Annotated in this window: 18 protein-coding genes; 14 read left to right on the top strand and 4 right to left on the bottom strand. The window is 49.2% G+C overall.

Annotated elements, in window-relative coordinates; genetic code table 11:
* Window positions 1-29: 29 nt before the first annotated feature.
* Window positions 30-419 (top strand): H-NS family nucleoid-associated regulatory protein, encoded by a 390-nt coding sequence (locus Q4488_RS05205; RefSeq protein ID WP_303579408.1) that lies wholly within the window; start codon window positions 30-32, stop codon window positions 417-419.
* 138 nt (window positions 420-557) lie between these two features.
* Window positions 558-1,403 (top strand): 23S rRNA pseudouridine(2605) synthase RluB, encoded by an 846-nt coding sequence (gene rluB / locus Q4488_RS05200; protein WP_303579407.1) that lies wholly within the window; start codon window positions 558-560, stop codon window positions 1,401-1,403.
* Window positions 1,404-1,496: 93 nt separating this feature from the next.
* On the opposite strand, the gene Q4488_RS05195 is transcribed toward rluB, so the two are convergent.
* From Q4488_RS05195 to ubiG, 3 genes are read right to left on the bottom strand one after another with little or no spacing between them, the layout of a single operon-like run.
* Window positions 1,497-2,237 (bottom strand): YciK family oxidoreductase, encoded by a 741-nt coding sequence (locus Q4488_RS05195; RefSeq protein WP_303579406.1) that lies wholly within the window; start codon window positions 2,235-2,237, stop codon window positions 1,497-1,499.
* Between the two features lie 20 nt (window positions 2,238-2,257).
* Entirely contained in the window at window positions 2,258-2,938 is a 681-nt protein-coding gene (locus Q4488_RS05190; RefSeq protein ID WP_303579405.1) for an HAD-IA family hydrolase, read from the bottom strand.
* A gap of 3 nt (window positions 2,939-2,941) precedes the next feature.
* Window positions 2,942-3,667, bottom strand: coding sequence for a bifunctional 2-polyprenyl-6-hydroxyphenol methylase/3-demethylubiquinol 3-O-methyltransferase UbiG (gene ubiG / locus Q4488_RS05185; RefSeq protein ID WP_303579404.1), 726 nt, complete (start codon window positions 3,665-3,667; stop codon window positions 2,942-2,944).
* A 243-nt stretch (window positions 3,668-3,910) separates the two neighbouring features.
* Here ubiG and gyrA point away from each other — a divergent pair, with 243 nt between their 5' ends.
* The 12 genes from gyrA to Q4488_RS05125 all read left to right on the top strand — a co-directional run bounded on the left by gyrA (window position 3,911) and on the right by Q4488_RS05125 (window position 17,689).
* The gene (gyrA, locus tag Q4488_RS05180; protein ID WP_303579403.1) at window positions 3,911-6,547 is read left to right on the top strand and encodes a DNA gyrase subunit A; all 2,637 of its coding nucleotides are present in this window, start codon (window positions 3,911-3,913) and stop codon (window positions 6,545-6,547) included.
* A 215-nt stretch (window positions 6,548-6,762) separates the two neighbouring features.
* Window positions 6,763-7,845: a 3-phosphoserine/phosphohydroxythreonine transaminase gene (gene serC / locus Q4488_RS05175; protein WP_303579402.1), complete on the top strand. Its 1,083-nt coding sequence runs from the start codon at window positions 6,763-6,765 to the stop codon at window positions 7,843-7,845.
* A 24-nt stretch (window positions 7,846-7,869) separates the two neighbouring features.
* Window positions 7,870-8,970 (top strand): prephenate dehydratase, encoded by a 1,101-nt coding sequence (gene pheA, locus Q4488_RS05170; protein WP_303579401.1) that lies wholly within the window; start codon window positions 7,870-7,872, stop codon window positions 8,968-8,970.
* Between the two features lie 15 nt (window positions 8,971-8,985).
* Window positions 8,986-10,101, top strand: coding sequence for a histidinol-phosphate transaminase (gene hisC / locus Q4488_RS05165; RefSeq protein ID WP_303579400.1), 1,116 nt, complete (start codon window positions 8,986-8,988; stop codon window positions 10,099-10,101).
* A 7-nt stretch (window positions 10,102-10,108) separates the two neighbouring features.
* The gene (locus Q4488_RS05160) at window positions 10,109-12,322 is read left to right on the top strand and encodes a bifunctional prephenate dehydrogenase/3-phosphoshikimate 1-carboxyvinyltransferase (protein ID WP_303579399.1); all 2,214 of its coding nucleotides are present in this window, start codon (window positions 10,109-10,111) and stop codon (window positions 12,320-12,322) included.
* 1 nt (window position 12,323) lies between these two features.
* Complete coding sequence (gene cmk / locus Q4488_RS05155) at window positions 12,324-13,007, top strand: (d)CMP kinase (protein WP_303579398.1); 684 nt, start codon at window positions 12,324-12,326, stop codon at window positions 13,005-13,007.
* A 26-nt stretch (window positions 13,008-13,033) separates the two neighbouring features.
* Window positions 13,034-14,710: a 30S ribosomal protein S1 gene (gene rpsA / locus Q4488_RS05150; RefSeq protein WP_303579397.1), complete on the top strand. Its 1,677-nt coding sequence runs from the start codon at window positions 13,034-13,036 to the stop codon at window positions 14,708-14,710.
* Between the two features lie 70 nt (window positions 14,711-14,780).
* Window positions 14,781-15,080, top strand: coding sequence for an integration host factor subunit beta (gene ihfB, locus Q4488_RS05145; RefSeq protein WP_303579396.1), 300 nt, complete (start codon window positions 14,781-14,783; stop codon window positions 15,078-15,080).
* Window positions 15,081-15,107: 27 nt separating this feature from the next.
* On the top strand, window positions 15,108-15,413 hold the full coding sequence (locus tag Q4488_RS05140) for a LapA family protein (RefSeq protein ID WP_303579395.1): 306 nt from the start codon (window positions 15,108-15,110) through the stop codon (window positions 15,411-15,413).
* Between the two features lies 1 nt (window position 15,414).
* A complete protein-coding gene (lapB, locus tag Q4488_RS05135; RefSeq protein ID WP_303579394.1) occupies window positions 15,415-16,587 on the top strand; it encodes a lipopolysaccharide assembly protein LapB in 1,173 nt (390 codons plus the stop codon).
* A gap of 32 nt (window positions 16,588-16,619) precedes the next feature.
* Window positions 16,620-17,327, top strand: coding sequence for an orotidine-5'-phosphate decarboxylase (gene pyrF, locus Q4488_RS05130; protein ID WP_303579393.1), 708 nt, complete (start codon window positions 16,620-16,622; stop codon window positions 17,325-17,327).
* 80 nt (window positions 17,328-17,407) lie between these two features.
* Window positions 17,408-17,689, top strand: a complete 282-nt coding sequence (locus Q4488_RS05125) for a ComEA family DNA-binding protein (protein WP_303579392.1) — start codon at window positions 17,408-17,410, stop codon at window positions 17,687-17,689.
* A gap of 133 nt (window positions 17,690-17,822) precedes the next feature.
* Here Q4488_RS05125 and Q4488_RS05120 read toward each other — a convergent pair whose 3' ends face one another.
* Complete coding sequence (locus Q4488_RS05120; protein ID WP_303579391.1) at window positions 17,823-18,716, bottom strand: AEC family transporter; 894 nt, start codon at window positions 18,714-18,716, stop codon at window positions 17,823-17,825.
* Between the last annotated feature and the right edge of the window lie 4 nt (window positions 18,717-18,720).

Below are 18,720 nucleotides of genomic sequence, written 5' to 3'. Positions count from 1 at the left end.
TAATTACATATTTTTTTTGGTGATTCATAATGACCGACTTTATAAAGATTATTACTCGTAAAAATTCACTGCGTAAGCAATGTCATGAGCTTTTAAGTAGCGACATTGAAAAGGCTATTGCTGATCTGACAGAAATCCTGGAAGAGAAGAAAGCACAGGAAGAGATGCAACAAGCGGCAGAGCGTGAGCGTAGTGAAAAAATTGAAGCGATTAAGCAGAGTATGCAGGAAGCCGGTATCGGTCTGGATGATCTGATGACGCTGGTGGATACGCCGATTAAGAAAAAAGTCGAGCCTAAGTATGAAGTAACGGATGAAGATGGTGAGTTACATCAGTGGTCGGGTCGTGGTCGTACTCCGGCTGCGTTTCAGGCGGCTTTTGCTCAGGGTAAAACAAAGGAAGATTGCTTAATTAAATAAGCACTTGCCGATATTATTTGAAAAGCTCTTCGGCGCGGTGTCGAAGAGCTTTTTTATTTATTTAGGCTTAAGCCTTTTAAGCTTAACGTTTTAAGTTCAGAAATTTATGAGTAAATTTCTAAAAAAGAGGATGCGTCGATGATAGACGAAAAACTGCAGAAAGTTTTGGCGCGTTCCGGATTAGGTTCTCGTCGTGAGATGGAACGTTGGATTGAAGCTGGCCGTATTCGTGTTAATGGTCAGATTGCAACGCTCGGCGACAGAATCTCGATTCGGGATGAGGTAGAGGTTGACGGTCAGGCTCAGAAAATGGTGTTTGATCGGGATAGTGAGCGCCGAGTGCTTATTTATAACAAACCGTTAGGTGAAGTGGCGACTCGGCATGATCCCGAAGGGCGCTCCACGGTGTTTGATCATCTGCCGCCGTTGAAACAGGGGCGTTGGATTGCGGTGGGTCGATTGGATATTAATACCTCGGGTCTATTGCTGTTTACCACGGATGGAGATTTGGCGAATAACCTGATGCACCCTTCCGCCAATATTGATCGTGAATATGCAGTACGTATTCTCGGCGATGTTGATGAAGCGATGATTGGTCGGCTTAAAAAAGGTGTGTTGTTAGATGATGGCATGGCGCGCTTTACCGATGTGCAGTTTTTTAACGGTGAAGGTGCCAATAAATGGTATCACGTCTGTATTATGGAAGGTCGTAATCGTGAAGTGCGGCGTCTCTGGGAATCACAAGAGGTGCAGGTTAGTCGCTTGAAACGCGTGCGGTATGGGCCGTTCTTTTTGCCGAGTGAGGTGAAAGCGGGTCATTGGAAAGAGTTGACGCAAAAAGAGATTAATATGCTTTCGAGTATGATGGATATGAAGCAGAAGCGGAATAAACCATTGTCGGTGAAAGAGCAGGAAGTCGCGGAGCGACGTGTTAAACGTCAGAAGACGCGCCGCTCGGTGGGCCCGAAACGCACTGATCGTTAAAAAACAACGCAGCTAACAACGCAGCCAAATGAGGTGCTCCGCTTGAGGTGGCACGGCATGAGGCTGCATTTTTATATGTCATATTGAGAGCAATTATTGCGCATCGATCGATTTACCGGTGGTACCACGGCTATCGCGTCCCATGAGATAAAGATAGGCGGGCATGATCTCTTCGGGAGTAGGATTGCTTTCTGGGTTTTCGGCCGGATAAGCACTGGCGCGCATATTGGTACGAGTCGCTCCAGGGTTGATCGCATTGACGCGGATATTGGGGTTGTGATCGAGTTCATCCGCGAGTACTTGCATCAGGCCTTCGGTGGCAAACTTAGAGACCGCATAGGCGCCCCAAAATGCTTTGCCTGTTCTGCCAACGCCCGATGAGGTAAAGATGATCGAAGCGTCTGCTGAAGCGTTGGTCAGCGATAGCAGGGCTTGCGTCAGCATGAAGGTGCTGTTGACATTCACCTGCATTACCTGCTGCCACGTAATTGGATCATAGCTTTCTATCGGCGTCCGTAAACCCAGTAAGCTGGCATTATGCAAAATGCCATCGAGTCGACCAAACTCTTCTTCAAGCAGAGCCGCGAGGCGATCAAAATCGGTGTCTGTTGCCATTTCTAGGTTGAGCGGGATAATCGCGGCCTGAGGATAACCCGCGGCTTCGATCTCATCATAGACTTGATTGAGCTTTGCTTCGGTACGGCCGAGTAGGATAACCGTTGCACCATGAGCGGCAAAGCTAAGGGCGGCTGCGCGGCCAATGCCGTCACCGGCGCCGGTAACCAGAATGATTTTGTCTTGCAGTAAGTTTTCTGCTGCCTGATAGTCGTACATGACGGCTCCTGTATGCGTGGCTAGCGATTACAATAAAGGGTTTCTAAGATCGGGCGAATCTGATCGGCGTGATCAACTTGGAAATGACTGTTCCAGCTAGCGATATCTTCATGCTCATCGAGATAGCCATAACTGACCCCAATGGTTTGCATGCCGGCGCTTAGTCCGGCTTCAATATCTCGGCGATGATCACCAATATAGACACTGCGCGCTGGGTTGCAGTCTAGCTGTTGGCAGGCGAGAAATAGCGCTTCTGGGTGTGGCTTTTTCTGTTTCACATGGTCGGGGCAGATGATGCTGCCTGGGGCTGGCTGAAGGTTGAGGCCACGCATCACGGGGGTGGTGTAGCATTCGGGTTTATTGGTAACGATTCCCCAAGGGATCTGCTGCTCACCCAACCAGTGAAGTAGGTTAGGAATGCCGGTGAACGGCTTGGTATCGATATCAAGGTGCTGCAGGTAAAGTTCAAGCATCCGCTGATGTAGCGAGTCAAACGTGCTATCCTGCTCGGTCAGTTGAAACGCCGCCGCGATCATTGCGCGTGCGCCATGAGAGACATAGCGGCGCAAAAAGGTGTAGCTAACCGGTGAGCGTTGCTGTTCAGCTAGTAGGCGATTAATAACGGCATGAAAGTCGGGCGCGGTATCAATCAGGGTGCCATCGAGATCAAACAGCACGGCTTCTGGTAGAGTGTGGTGCATGGTTTAATCGGGCTTCTGAGTGGCGACCATGTAATTGACATCCACATCTTTATCGTTGAGTTTGTAGCTTTTATTCAATGGATTATAGGTTAAACCAGTGATTTTTTTACTCTGTAGTCCGCTTTGACGAATCCAATTAGCTAGCTCCGATGGACGGATGAATTTATTAAAATCATGCGTGCCTTTCGGTACCAGTTTTAACAAATATTCGGCCCCGACTATCGCCATCATATAGCTTTTAGGGTTGCGGTTTAAAGTGGAGAAAAAGACGTAGCCACCGGGTTTTACCAGTCGACTGCAAGCGTCAACGATAGAGGATGGGTCGGGTACGTGTTCCATCATCTCCATGCAAGTGACGATATCATACTGTTGTGGTTGCTCGGTCGCCAGTTCTTCAACGGTGACTTGTCGGTAAGCAACATTAACGCCGCTTTCGAGACCATGTAGTTTGGCAACTTTGAGGGGGGCTTCACCCATATCGATGCCGGTAACTTCTGCGCCTCGATGCGCCATCGCTTCGGATAAGATGCCCCCGCCGCAGCCGACATCGAGCACTGATTTGCCGCTCAGCGATGCGATACGGTCTATAAAGTCGACGCGTAGCGGATTGATATCGTGCAGTGGTTTAAATTCACTATCACGGTCCCACCAACGGCTGGCTAATTCTTCGAATTTTGCAATTTCCTGGGGGTCAATATTTGCGCCCGCGTTGTTCTGGGTGTGTGTCATAGTCTGCGCCAAAAGCTCATGTCAGGTCATAATTCTGCGTCATTCTAGCACTGCTGCAGGGGCGAATACAGGTTCTCTGCAAGGGAACTGCTGCGAACCAGGTGTCTGCTCTCCAAGGCCTTAATTTTGCGAGAGTATTGGGCTTTCTTTATGGTATACTTGGGCGCTTAAGGTTTACCGCTTTTAGAGTGGGATTAACCACTTAATTCTCAGCAGTCAGATTCAAGGATAGCCAGAGCTATTATGGGTGATTTAGCCAGAGAGATTCTGCCAGTCAACATCGAAGATGAACTGAAGCAGTCATATCTGGATTACGCCATGAGCGTAATCGTAGGGCGTGCGTTGCCAGACGTACGGGATGGACTTAAGCCTGTGCACCGTCGGGTGTTGTTCGCCATGAGCGAGCTTAACAACGACTGGAACAAGGCGTACAAAAAATCTGCCCGTGTGGTAGGTGACGTGATCGGTAAATATCACCCGCATGGTGATAGTGCGGTTTATGACACTATCGTGCGGATGGCTCAGCCATTCTCGATGCGTTATATGCTTGTCGATGGTCAGGGGAACTTCGGTTCCGTTGATGGTGACTCAGCCGCGGCGATGCGTTATACCGAGATTCGCATGGCGAAAATCTCGCATGAACTGCTGGCCGATCTCGATAAAGAAACCGTTGATTTTGTGCCTAACTATGATGGCACTGAACAGATCCCGGAAGTCTTACCAACTAAGGTGCCAACACTGCTTGTGAATGGCTCTGCGGGTATCGCGGTGGGTATGGCGACCAATATTCCGCCACATAACTTGGGTGAGATTGTGCGTGGCTGTATCGCGCTGATTGATAATCCAGAGTTAGGTATCGATGGCTTGATGGAATATATTCCGGCGCCAGATTTTCCTACCGGCGCCATTATTAATGGTCGTGCAGGTATTTTACAGGCGTATCAAACGGGCCGTGGACGTATCTATTTACGTGCCAAGCATCATATCGAGACCAATGATAAAAATGGTAAAGAATCCATTATCTTTACTGAGATTCCTTATCAGGTGAACAAGGCGCGCTTGATTGAGAAGATCGCCGAGCTCGTTAAAGAGAAAAAACTCGAAGGCATTACCGAACTACGTGACGAGTCCGATAAAGACGGTATGCGTATTGTTATCGAACTCCGTAAAGGTGAAGTGTCTGAAGTGGTGGTGAATAACCTCTTTATTCAGACGCAGCTGCAAAACGTGTTTGGTATCAACATGGTGGCCTTGGTTGATGGGCAGCCACGTACCCTCGATCTCAAGTCCATTCTGGAATGCTTTATCCGCCACCGTCGTGAAGTGGTGACCCGACGTACGGTTTATTTGCTACGTAAGGCGCGTGAACGTGGTCATATTCTCGAAGGTTTGGCGATCGCATTGGCGAACATTGATGCGGTAATCGAACTGATTAAGAGCTCACCTAGTCCCGCCGAAGCCAAAGAGCGTTTGATTGAAACTCCATGGCAGCCGGGTGATGTGACGTTGATGTTGGAACGGGCCGGTGAAAATGCCTGTCGTCCAGAAGATCTTGAAGCACAATACGGCATGCATGATGGAGTGTATCACCTGTCTCCGGCTCAGGCTCAAGCGATTCTTGAGTTACGTCTGCACCGTCTGACCGGACTCGAGCATGAAAAATTAATAGCGGAATACCGTGAACTGCTGGAACGGATCGCCGAGTTATTGGCAATCTTGAACAGTTCCGCACGGTTGATGGAAGTGATTCGTGAAGAGTTAGAGCTCATCGTTGAAGAGTTTGGCGATGAACGGCGTACCGATGTTATTGCCTCGCAGCAAGACTTTACCGTAGCCGATTTGATTGCCGAAGAGGATATGGTGGTGACCATTTCCCACGGCGGTTATGCCAAAACTCAGCCGTTGACCATGTATCAATCGCAACGTCGTGGTGGTAAAGGTAAATCGGCAACGGCGGTAAAAGATGAAGACTTTATTGAAAAACTGCTGATCGCCAGCACCCATGATACGATTTTGTGCTTTACCAATTTAGGTAAAGTGTATTGGCTGAAAGTGTATGAAATTCCGCAGGCCAGTCGTGCCGCGCGCGGGCGTCCAATCGTCAATATCCTGCCGTTACAGGAAGGCGAGCGTATCACCACGATTCTGCCGGTGAATGAATATGCCGATGAACATTATGTGTTTATGGCCACTGCCGATGGTACGGTGAAGAAGACACCATTAGTTAACTTTTCTCGGCCACGCTCTACCGGGTTAATTGCATTGGCTTTGGATGAGGGTGATACGCTGATCGGTGCCGCCATTACTGATGGCACCGCCGAGGTGATGTTAGTGTCGAGTCAGGGTAAATCGATCCGTTTTGCCGAAGATGATGTGCGTCCGATGGGACGAACGGCTCGCGGGGTTCGCGGTATTAAACTGCAAGCCGAGGCAAAAGTGATCTCGCTGATTATTCCACAGCAACATGGCCGTATTCTGACCACCAGTATTAATGGTTATGGTAAGCAGACCTCGGTTGATGATTTCCCGACTTATGGTCGTGGTGGGCAAGGTGTGATTGCGATGCAGTGTACCGACCGTAATGGCGAGTTGATCGGTGCGGTGCAGATGTTCGAAGGCGATGATGTCATGCTGATTAGTGATCAGGGAACCTTAGTACGCACCCGCAGTGATGAGATCTCTGTTTTGGGTCGTAATACTCAGGGGGTTCGAGTGATTCGGGTGGCTGAGGATGAAAATCTGGTTGGCGTGGCACGGATCGAAGAACCAGAAGCAACCGTCGAGGCGTTACTCGAAGGCGAGTTAGGGAGTGAGGTCGCGGATGATGTTCCGGATGTGCCGGACAGCCCTGAGGCGCCGCTTGATGATGATCAAGCGTAACCATTGAGGCTAAAAAATGTGCGGCACTGACCGCACATTTTTGTCTTGGTGCTATGTGGTCAGTACGCTTTGCGAGTTGGATTTAGCCGCCGTAAGTCGCGGCTTCGATGACCGGTTGATGGTTTAGCCGGGATAACACAATCGGTTTTGGATAATCGGTTTTACACAAGTTTAGACAGAACCATTTTTACAAACTTTGTAGCAGATCTATCAACATGACACGTAATTATAATTTCAGTGCGGGTCCTTCTGCACTGCCTGAAGAAGTATTAAAACTGGCTCAGCAAGAGCTATTAGATTGGCACGGCCTGGGGCTTTCTATTATGGAGATGAGCCACCGCAGTCCCGAATTTGTTGGTGTTGCGGCGCAGGCTGAGCAAGATCTGCGAGATTTAATGCAGATCCCGGATAATTATAAAGTCCTGTTTATGCAGGGTGGTGCGAGTAGTCAGTTCAGTATGATTCCGATGAATCTACTACGGGGAAAGACGACCGCGGATTATATTAATACCGGTGACTGGTCTAAAAAAGCGATTAAAGAAGCTTCACGCTATTGTGATGTAAATGTTGTCGCCAGCGCTGAAGAGGGTAACTTTACTCGCGCTCCTGCTCAGAATGAGTTGCAACTCAATCCTGATGCGGCCTATGTACATTACACACCAAACGAGACCATTCGCGGCGTTGAGTTTGATTATATTCCCGATACGGGTGCTGTGCCATTAGTGGCTGATATGTCATCGAATATCCTCTCTCGTCCGGTGGATGTAAGTCGTTTTGGTATGATCTACGCGGGCGCCCAGAAAAATATCGGTCCCGCCGGTTTGACGGTGATCATTATTCGTGAAGATTTGTTAGGTGATGCCTTGCCGGCTACCCCAGCGCTGTATAATTACAAAGTTACCGCCGCTGCGGATTCAATGTTGAATACGCCGCCAACCTTTGGTTGGTATTTAGCTGGCCTAGTATTTAAGTGGCTTAAGGCACAGGGAGGGGTTGAGGCTATCGCGAAGCTTAATCAGCTTAAGGCCGAGAAGCTTTATGCGGCTATCGATAATAACCCTTTCTATTCAAATCCAGTGGCGCGTAATGCCCGCTCTTGGATGAATGTGCCCTTTATTCTGGCTAATGCCGAGCTCGATAAGTTGTTTCTGGAAGAGGCGAATAGCCGAGGCTTATTAAATCTGCCAGGCCATCGTTCGGTGGGCGGCATGCGCGCCAGTATTTACAATGCGGTACCTGAAGCGGGCGTTGATGCGCTGATCGACTTTATGCAGGACTTTTCACGGCGTCACGGTTAAGTTTGGCAGTAGGGAGCGGTAATCATGAGTGATCAGGAAAAAGAACTGAAGCTTCTACGCGATCAAATCGATTCAATTGATCGACAGATCCATACGTTGTTGAATGATCGCGCGCGCTGTGCACAGCACGTTGCTGAGGTAAAAGAGAAGTATCAAGGCCCGAAAGAGGCGGTTTTTTACCGCCCAGAACGGGAGGCTCAGGTACTACGCCAAGTGATGGCACGTAACGAAGGGCCGTTAGCCGATCATGAGGTCGCGCGGCTATTCCGTGAAGTGATGTCGGTGTGTCTTGCACTAGAAAAACCGATGCATGTGGCCTTTCTGGGGCCCGAAGGCAGCTTCACGCAGCAGGCCGCGAGTAAACATTTTGGTCACTCAGCCCACTGTATTCCCTTTAATAGCGGTGATGAAGTGTTCCGTGAAGTAGAGTCTGGTGGCGCGCATTATGGTGTTGTGCCGATCGAAAACTCTGCTGAGGGGGTGGTTAGTCATACACTGGATCTGTTTAAACGTTTTCATTTGACCATCTGTGGTGAAGTCGAGTTACGTATTCATCATCATGTACTGCGGGCCGATGAAAATGGACTCGACAATATCACCCGTATCTACTTGTCCCAACAAACGCTATCACAATGCCGCAGTTGGCTGGATAGTCACTTCTTGTCTGCTGAGCGTATTCTGGTCAGCAGTCATGTCGAAGCCGCGCGTATGGCGATTAAACAGGGCACGGGTGCCGTGGCGATTGCTAGTGAGTTGGTGGCCGATCTGTATCAACTGAATGTCGTGGCGCGCAATATTGATGATCAATCCGATAATAGTACGCGTTATCTGATCGTTGGTGATCAAGAAGTGGGTGAAAGCGGCCATGATAAAACCTCTATTTTGGTCACCGTGCGAGATAAATCGGGCGCGCTGTATGAATTACTCGAACATTTCCACAAACATAAGATCAGCCTGACAGGCATTGAAACTCGGCCAGCGAACGCTGAAAACGCTCATTCAGCTTTTTATATTGACTTCGAGGGGCATGCAGCCACTGCTCATATTCAGACCGTGCTACGCGAGCTGCAGTCTGAGACAGTCGAGCTGAAATTATTGGGTTCATATCCGATTGCGGTCCTCTGATCTGGAGCATATTTAATGACATGTGATTACTATCAATTGGCGACGCCTGGGGTACAGGGGTTGCATCCCTATCAGCCTGGCAAACCGGTCGAAGAGTTAGAGCGAGAGCTGGGTATTAGTGACAGTATTAAGTTGGCCAGTAATGAAAACCCGTTGGGGCCAAGTCAGGTGGCTATTAAGGCAGTGCAAGCGGCCCTGTCTGAGAGTGCTCGTTACCCCGATGCGAGTGGTTTTAAATTAAAAAAGGTGCTGTCTGAGCATTACGGCTATGCCCCCAATACACTGACACTGGGTAACGGTTCGAATGATGTCTTAGAGATGATCGGCCGCGCGTTTATTTTGCCCGGTGATGAGGTTATCTACTCAGAATATGCGTTTGTTGTGTATATGTTGGTGGCGCAAGCGAGCGGTGCTAAAGCGGTGGTGACGGCGGCGAAAAATTGGGGGCATGATCTGGCTGCGATGGCCGCGGCGGTGACCGATAAAACGCGGGTAATCTTTCTTGCAAACCCCAACAATCCAACCGGTACCTGGTTTTCAGAAGACGCGTTACGGGTCTTTATGGCGCAGATTCCCGAGCGAGTGATCGTGGTATTGGATGAAGCCTATGCCGAATATGTGACTGAAGCCGATTACGTCACGGGCTTGACGATGCAAGATGAGTTCGCCAATCTGATTATTACGCGAACGTTCTCTAAAGCCTTTGGTCTGGCGGGGTTACGGATTGGCTATGGTGTTGCCAATGCCGCCATAACCGATCTATTGAACCGAGTACGTCAGCCTTTCAATGTCAATATTCCCGCATTGGAAGCCGCTGCCGCCGTGCTCAGCGACACTGACTATTTACAGCGCAGTGTCGCGATTAATCGTGCCGGCTTAGCTCAGTTAGAGAAGGGGTTGGCGCCGTTGGGGGTTAGCTGGATTCCTTCTGTGGGTAACTTTATCACGGTTGATTGTGGCGCTAATGCAGCCCCTGTGTATGCTGCGCTGTTGCAGGAAGGAGTCATCGTTAGGCCGCTGGCCAACTACGGGATGCCTAATCATCTGCGCGTCACGGTTGGATTGCCTGATGAAAATAGTCGTTTCTTGACTGCATTTACGAAAGTGCTGAAAAGCGGTAATAAAGGGTAAATAGATCGTGAGATGTTTGACTGACAGAGTTTTAGTCATTGGTTTAGGATTGATCGGTGGTTCTCTCGCTAGTGCGTTACGTAGCCATCGTATTTGTCGCACGGTGATCGGGTATGATCGAGACAGTGAAGAAATGGCCACTGGGTTGCGGCTTGGGATTATCGATGTCGCCGCTGAAGACCTTCTCATGGAAGCGGCTCAGGCCGATGTGATTGTCTTAGCGGTACCGGTTAAAGCGATCGAATCAGTGCTGGCAGAGTTGCTACCGGTATTACGCACAGAGACGATAATTACCGATGTCGGCAGTGTTAAGGGGAATGTCGTCAAGTCCGCTAAAGCCTTGTTTGGCGAAGTGCCACCTCGCTTTATTCCAGGTCACCCCATAGCGGGATCAGAAAAAAGCGGTATCACCGCGGCGGATGCGACCTTATTTGAACATCATAAGGTTATTCTGACGCCGTTACCGCAGAGTGATCGTGAGGCGGTTACCCTAATTGCGCGGATGTGGCAGACCGTCGGCGCTGAGGTGTTGCAGATGGATGTAGCACGTCACGATGAAGTTTTGGCGGCAACCAGTCATTTGCCGCATCTATTGGCATTTTCATTGGTGGATACGCTTGCTCGAGAACAGGACTGCACCGAGATTTTTCGTTATGCCGCCGGTGGTTTTAGAGACTTTACGCGGGTTGCTGCGAGCGATCCCACCATGTGGCACGATATTGGCTTAGCGAATAAGTCGGCAATTTTGCAAAAAATTGATGAGTTCTCTGCCGGCGTGCAACGTCTCAGAGATGCGATTGAAACAGAAGAGAGTCAGGCGATGTTGGGTATTTTTACCCGTGCCAAAGCGGCTCGAGAACATTTTTCAAAAATTTTATCAGGTTCGGCCTACACTCAAAATATGAAAATAAAAGACGCTACATTTTTTGCTCAGCCCGGCGGGCAGGTGCAAGGCACCATCCGTGTACCCGGTGATAAGTCGATCTCGCATCGCTCCATTATGTTGGGCTCTTTAGCCGACGGCACCACTGAGGTGACCGGCTTTTTAGAGGGCGAAGACAGTCTGGCGACATTGCAGGCTTTTCGTGACATGGGGGTGGTGATTGAAGGGCCGCATCAGGGTGCGGTTAAAATTTATGGCGTGGGCATTCACGGTCTGCGTCAGCCGCCGGGGCCTATTTATGTCGGTAACTCCGGTACCACGATTCGTTTGCTATCGGGCTTGTTAGCCGGTCAAGCATTTGATTCTGAACTCAGTGGTGATGCCTCCTTGAGTAAGCGACCAATGGAACGGGTTGCTAAGCCATTAAGGCTCATGGGAGCACAGGTTGAAACCGGCGAGAATGGTTGTCCTCCGGTTAAAATTAAAGGCGGTCAAGCGCTACAAGCGATTCGTTATGAGATGCCGATGGCCAGTGCTCAGGTTAAATCCTGTGTCATGTTGGCCGGCCTCTACGCCGCGGGTGAAACCCGTGTGATTGAGCCAGCCCCAACTCGAGATCATACTGAACGTATGTTGCGTGGCTTTGGTTATGCCGTGGATGTGGCCGGTAATCAGGTTTCACTCAGCGGTGGTGGATCGCTGCAAGCGACAAAAATCGATGTGCCTGCTGATATCTCCTCAGCAACCTTCTTTATGGTGGCGGCTGCGATCTCGCCTGATTCTGATATTACCCTCGAACATGTTGGTATTAATCCGACGCGTATCGGTGTTATCAATATTTTACGCGCCATGGGGAGCCATCTTGAGCTACTCAATGAACGGGAAGTCGGCGGCGAGCCTGTGGCTGATATTCGTATCCGTTATGCACCACTGAAAGGCATTCATATTCCGGAAGATCAAGTGCCTTTGGCGATTGATGAGTTTCCGGCGCTCTTTATTGCCGCCGTTTGCGCTGAAGGTGAAACGGTGCTGACCGGCGCTGAAGAGCTACGCGTCAAAGAAAGCGATCGTATTCAGGCGATGGTTGATGGCTTAAAAATCCTCGGTGCTGATATTGAAGGCACACCGGATGGCGCCATTATTCGTGGTAGTGAGATGGGGGGCGGCGTGATCGAGAGTCATGATGATCACCGTATCGCCATGTCATTTGCGATTGCATCGCTGCGGGCTAAGGGCGTTATTGAAATTCATGAATGTGCCAATGTGGCGACATCATTTCCTAATTTTGTTGAGCTTGCTCAGCAGGTCGGTATCAGGGTTCGCAAAGAGGAGAAGTAACATGGGACAGTTCCCAGTGATTACAGTCGATGGTCCTAGTGGCTCGGGTAAAGGAACAGTTTGTAGCCTTCTGGCTAGGGAGTTGGGGTGGAATCTACTTGATAGTGGTGCCCTGTACCGTTTAGTTGGATTAGCAGCCCGTCATCATGGGGTTGCATTGGATGATGAGAGTGCTCTGGTGGTGCTAGCAGCACACCTCGATGTGCAATTTACCACCTCGGCTAATCAGCATGAAGTGACAATTGTTCTTGAAGGCGAAGAGGTGACGCATACGATTCGGACGGAAGAGTGTGGTGCGGATGCCTCGGTGATTGCAGCGATCGGATCTGTCAGAACGGCGCTGTTAGAGCGTCAGCGGGCCTTTGTTACGGAGCCTGGTTTAATCGCGGATGGCCGTGATATGGGGACGGTTGTGTTCCCGCAAGCGCCGCTAAAAGTGTATTTAACAGCGAGCGCGGAAGAGCGCGCTAACCGCCGGTATAACCAGTTGATAAATAAGGGACTGGGTGCTAGTCTTCAAACAATATTGACAGATATTCAGGCGAGGGATGCACGCGATATGAATCGCGCAGTAGCGCCTCTCAAGCCCGCTGAAGATGCGATATGTCTTGATACCACTGAGTTAAGTATCGATGAAGTATTAGCCTCGGTAATGGATCAAGCACGGCATAAAGGACTGCGTTAACGGTAAACAGATGAGGTTTGGCCGGTATGAGTGAGAGTTTTGCTGAGCTATTTGAGGAGAGTTTGAAAGAGCTGGATATGCAGCCCGGCTCTATTATCAGTGCTACTGTTGTCGCACTCGACGGCGATTTTGTTGTCGTTAATGCGGGCCTCAAATCGGAAGGGATCATTTCGCGTCATGAGTTTCTCGATGAGACTGGCAAACTGCTCGTCGAGGTAGGCGATCAGGTCAACGTGGTCTTGGTTGCTCTCGAAGATGGCTCGGGTGAAACCCGACTATCACGGGAACAGGCGAAGCGCGCTGAGGCTTGGCAGGTGCTTGAACAAGCCTTTGAAAACGATAGAATCGTTACCGGGCGCATAAGCGGCAAGGTCCGTGGCGGCTTTACCGTTGATGTTCATTCGATTAGTGCTTTTCTGCCGGGCTCCTTGGTCGATATCCGTCCGCTACGCGACACCTCTCATATCGAAAATCAAGAACTCGAGTTTAAACTGGTTAAGCTTGATGCCAAACGCAATAATATCGTGGTATCACGTCGAGCGGTACTTGAGACCGCTTATCATGAGCAACGTGATAAATTATTGGCGACTCTCGATGAGGGGATGACGCTCAAAGGTGTCGTTAAAAATCTGACCGACTATGGTGCCTTTATTGATCTCGGTGGTGTGGATGGTTTGTTGCATATTACCGATATCGCTTGGAAGCGCGTTAAGCATCCCAGTGAAGTACTTAGTATCGGTGATGAGATTGATGTTAAGGTATTACGTTACGAGCGCGACAAGAGCCGTGTTTCGCTGGGGATGAAGCAATTAACCGCCGACCCTTGGGATGAATTTAAGGTGGCGCATCCGGTCGGTAGTCGTGTTAACGCCAAAGTCACCAATATTGCCGATTATGGCTGTTTTGCCGAGCTTGAGCCGGGCATTGAAGGTTTAGTGCATGTCTCTGAGATGGATTGGACCAATAAAAATATCCACCCCTCAAAAGCGGTGCAGGTAGGCGCCACGGTCGAGGTGATGATTTTGGATATCAATGATCAGCGTCGGCGTATCTCATTGGGGATGAAACAGTGTCAGGCAAATCCATGGGATATCTTCGCCGAAACGCATGCTCAGGGGATGCAGGTAACTGGAGTCATCAAATCGATCACTGATTTTGGTCTGTTTGTCGGTTTAGAGGGTGGTATCGATGGTCTAGTGCATCTATCTGATCTGTCTTGGGAGCAACCGGCGGAAGAGGCCGTCAAGGCGTATCATAAAGGAGATACGGTAACGGCGGTGCTCTTATCGGTAGATAGTGAGCGAGAGCGTATTTCGCTCGGAATCAAGCAGTTATCTTCAGATCCGTTTACCGCCTATTGCGCGATAAACGCCAAAGGAGAGGTTGTTTCAGGAGAAGTGATTCAGGTTGAAGCGAAGCAATTACGGTTGCAACTCGCAGACGGGGTTGAAGCGACAGTTAAGGCGCAAGAGGCGTCTGCTGAGCGAGTCGATGATCTGAATCAGCTATTTAGTGTGGGGGCAAGCATCGATGTGCTGATTGTGAATATCGATCGACGTAGCCGCAACATTGCCTTATCGATAAAACAGTTGGAAAAACGGCAGGAGCAACAGGCTTTAGATGCAATTAGGCATCAACAGATTGACTCTGAAGGACCGACAACCATCGGTGATCTGATTAGGGCTCAGCTGGAAAAGAAATAGTAACGGATAAATATAATATCTGATAAGCAGGCTGACAATTGGTTAGGACTGTCCATATCAGGGGGTGAGCATGACTAAATCTGAACTGATCGAGCGTTTGATTGACCAGAATGAACAGCTTTCTATCAAAGATGTCGAGCTGGCAGTTAAAACGATGCTGGACCATATGACCGAGTCTTTATCTCAAGGCGACCGTATAGAGATCAGAGGCTTTGGCAGTTTTAGCCTTCATTATCGTGAGCCCCGAGTAGGTCGTAATCCTAAAACCGGCGATTCTGTTTCGCTGGAGGCTAAACACGTACCTCACTTTAAACCGGGTAAAGAGTTACGCGAACAGGTTAATGAGAGTTTACAAAATGAACGATCTTAAGGGATTGAATAATCGAGGGAATCGCCGATGGGTTTGTTAAAAATATTATTGGTACTGGCGTTATGTATCGTATTCCTGTTTTGTGGCTGGACGTTTGCCACACTGAATACCGAGCTGGTTTCAATTAATCTGTTTTTCTTTACACTGCCTGAGGCAAGTCTTTCGCTATGGTTGATGGCAAGTTTTGTGGTTGGTGGAATAGCGGGTGTCGTGGTGAGCAGTCTGTTCGTAATGATATTAAAGCTGAAGCTGCAGGCGGCAAAACGTAAGATTAGTTCAGCCGATAAGGAGCTGGATCAGCTGCGTACCGCGGCGCTTAAACGTTCGACCTGAAATGAATGAATACCTGTTTATTATTCCACTGTTTGTGGCGGTCGCTATCGGTTGGTTACTCGGTCGTCGGCAGAATAATGAACACTCGTTGCAGGATACGCTACAGCAGGAATACTTTATTGGCCTAGATTTCTTATTGAGTGAAAAAACCGATGAAGCGATTGATAGCTTTATTCGGGCACTGGAAATCAGCTCCGATACCATACCTGCACACATTGCCCTCGCGAAGTTATTTCGCAAAAAAGGAGATGTTGAGCGGGCGCTACAAATTCATCAGAGTTTGCTGGCTCGCTCAGATCTTTGTCACGCTGACTTTATGCGCGTTCAAATGGCTTTGGCGCGTGACTATTATGCACTCGGCTTACTCGACCGTGCTGAGAATCTGTTACTCGAAATTCGATCACAACGCTCTAATCCTGAGATTCGTCAAAAAGCAGCGGCTTTACTGATTAAGCTATATGCCAAAGAGCAGGAGTGGCAGCAAGCCTTGGATGTGGCCAAACAGTTGAGCACGGCTGAATTACAGGGGCTTGAGGTTGAACTGAGCCATTATTGTTGTGAGCTGGCTGAACGCCTTATCGGACAACAACGCTATCGACATGCGACTGAAAAACTACAGAGCGCTTTAGCGTTTGATCAGGCGGCTGTGCGTGCTAGCTTCCTCTTAGCCGATATTGCTATGCAACAGCAGCAGTGGAAGAAGGCTATTCATGCGCTAAAACAGGTGGCGCTACAAGACAGTGCGTTTTTGTCGGAGACCATCGCGCGTTTGCAGGCATGTTACGCAGCCTTGAATCAGTTACTCGAGTTTGAGCGGCTGATGAAACTATGGTTGAATAAATACCCTTCAACCAGCATTATGCTGGCGCTTGCCGATAGAGTGTTAGAGCAGCAGGGGGCTTATCCTGCTGGGGCTTTTATTACCGATCAATTAAAGCAGCGGCCTTCGCTGAAAGGCTTTAATCAATTGATAGATCTGTATATCGAACACGCATCCAAGGGGGCGAATGAAAGTTTGATGGTGTTGCGTGGTTTAACCGGGCAGTTAGAGCAAAGTAAGCCCATTTATCACTGTCAGCGATGCGGCTTTTCAGGTAAATCCTTGCATTGGCAATGTCCTTCCTGTCAAAACTGGGGGACGACTAAACCGATCCATGGACTCGAAGGTGAATAGCTCGAGTCCTAATTTGTATGAGATGTTAATTAATGAATGATGTTAAACCGATTATCGTTGCGTTGGATTATCCGGATCAGTTGTCAGCACTGACAATGGCTGATCAGCTAGATCCTAACAAGTGTCGCGTGAAAGTGGGTAAAGAGCTCTTTACGCGGGCGGGGCCGGCGGTGGTTGAGGCGCTACATAGTAAAGGTTTTGATGTTTTTCTCGATTTGAAATTCCATGATATTCCGAATACCACGGCCAAAGCGGTGCGGGCAGCGGCGGAGATGGGGGTATGGATGGTCAATGTTCATGCTTCTGGCGGGCGGCGCATGATGGAAGCGGCACGCAATGAGTTAGATCAGGTGAACGGTGCGGCGACGTTACTGATCGCGGTGACGGTGTTGACCAGTATGGAACGTCAAGATTTAGCGGATATTGGTTTGGATATCGAACCCTTAGAGCATGTTAAACGTTTGGCGTTGTTGACTCAGCAAAGCGGTCTCGATGGTGTGGTGTGTTCTGCTCAGGAAGTTAAGCCGCTGCGTGAGCTTGTCCCGCCTGAGTTTCAATTGGTGACACCGGGTATTCGTCCGGCAAATGCCGAGCAGGGAGATCAGAAACGCATTATGACGCCGAGTGAAGCCATTATTGCCGGTAGTACGCATCTAGTCATCGGACGGCCTATTACGCAGGCAGCAACGCCGATGATGGCGTTAGCGGCGATTGAGCAAGAGCTATTGACTGCTCATTAGTTGTCATCTTTTTATTCTGTGCTATTAATTAAATACTGGCTTATGCCGGTATTTTTTTTAGTCTACGGAAGGAAATGATGATGAAATGGAGTTCATGTTTAAAATCGCTGTTACTGATGCTGTGTCTGAGCTTACCCTTAAGCGCGTTTGCCGAACCGATGGTGAATATCAATACCGCCACGGCGGATCAACTCGCCGAGGTGTTGCAAGGCATTGGGCCCTCTAAGGCGAAAGCGATAATTACTTACCGTGAAACCAACGGGCCGTTCAAAACGATTGATGAGCTGGCCAATGTGAAAGGTATTGGTAGCGCGACGGTGGCGAAAAACTTGTCGAGTATTGCGGTTGAAGATCCACAATAAGTTGTCGCGGGTTAATCAAGAGCTTGCGACTCAGCTTTATCCTTAGATAGGAGTCTGAGTAAGCGCCTTGATCGATGTGAAATATAAACCTTAAACTTAGTGTTATATAAAGGCTGTCGTATGGCAGCCTTTTTTATAATACCAGCACTAGGGTGGCGGGAATGATCAGTAGCGCGCCGATATTGCCTAACAGCACGATGGAGGCGACCTGTTTTGGCTCTTGGTTATATTGCTCAGCGACAATATAGTTTAATACCGCCGGTGGTAGTGCCCCAAATATAATCAGATAGACAAACTGCTCGGCTTCAAGCTGCAACCATTGCTGTACCGCGTAGGCGAGTAATATGCCCGCGAGCGGGCTAAGCAGTGCCCCCGTCACGCCAATTCGCCAAGCGCTAAAATCAACGCTGATCAGTCGTACGCCCAAGGTGAATAGTAATAATGGAATCGATATTTGCCCTAGCATATCAAGACTGGTAGCAATCGAGGCGGGAACCGACAGGCTGAGGCTACTCCAGCTAAGGCCGGCTATGGTGGCAATGATAATCGGCATGCGTAGCAAGCGCCAAGGGTTGGTACGATGATCCATCATATAGATACCGAGGGTAAAGTGCAGCGTCATCTCAACAATAAACAGCATGATTGCGGCAGGCAGTGCGGCTTCACCAAAGGCAAGAATGATGAGCGGCAGGCCTAGATTACCACTATTACTGAACATCATCGGCGGTAAGAATGTTTTTGGCTGTACTTTGAGTAACCGACAGAGAGGCCAAAGCAGCACTCCAGAGCCGATAATAATAACGGCGGCGCCCACGGCGAGTCCTTGATATTTAACTAAATCAAACGACTTATCAGAGAGCACAAAAAAGACCAATGCCGGGACAAAGATATCCATATTCAACTGATTCGCTAACGCCATATCGGGCTTTTTATAGCGACCGTAGAGGTAGCCACACAGAACGATAGCAAACAGAGGAAAGACCGTCAGAAAGATACGCTCGGCGAGGGCGAAGGTTGTCGTCTCCATCGGC

Origin of the sequence: Amphritea sp. 1_MG-2023, assembly GCF_030547545.1 — a bacterium.
In the GTDB taxonomy this organism is placed as follows: domain Bacteria; phylum Pseudomonadota; class Gammaproteobacteria; order Pseudomonadales; family Balneatricaceae; genus Amphritea.
This window is presented reverse-complemented; position numbering and strand designations above follow the sequence as displayed.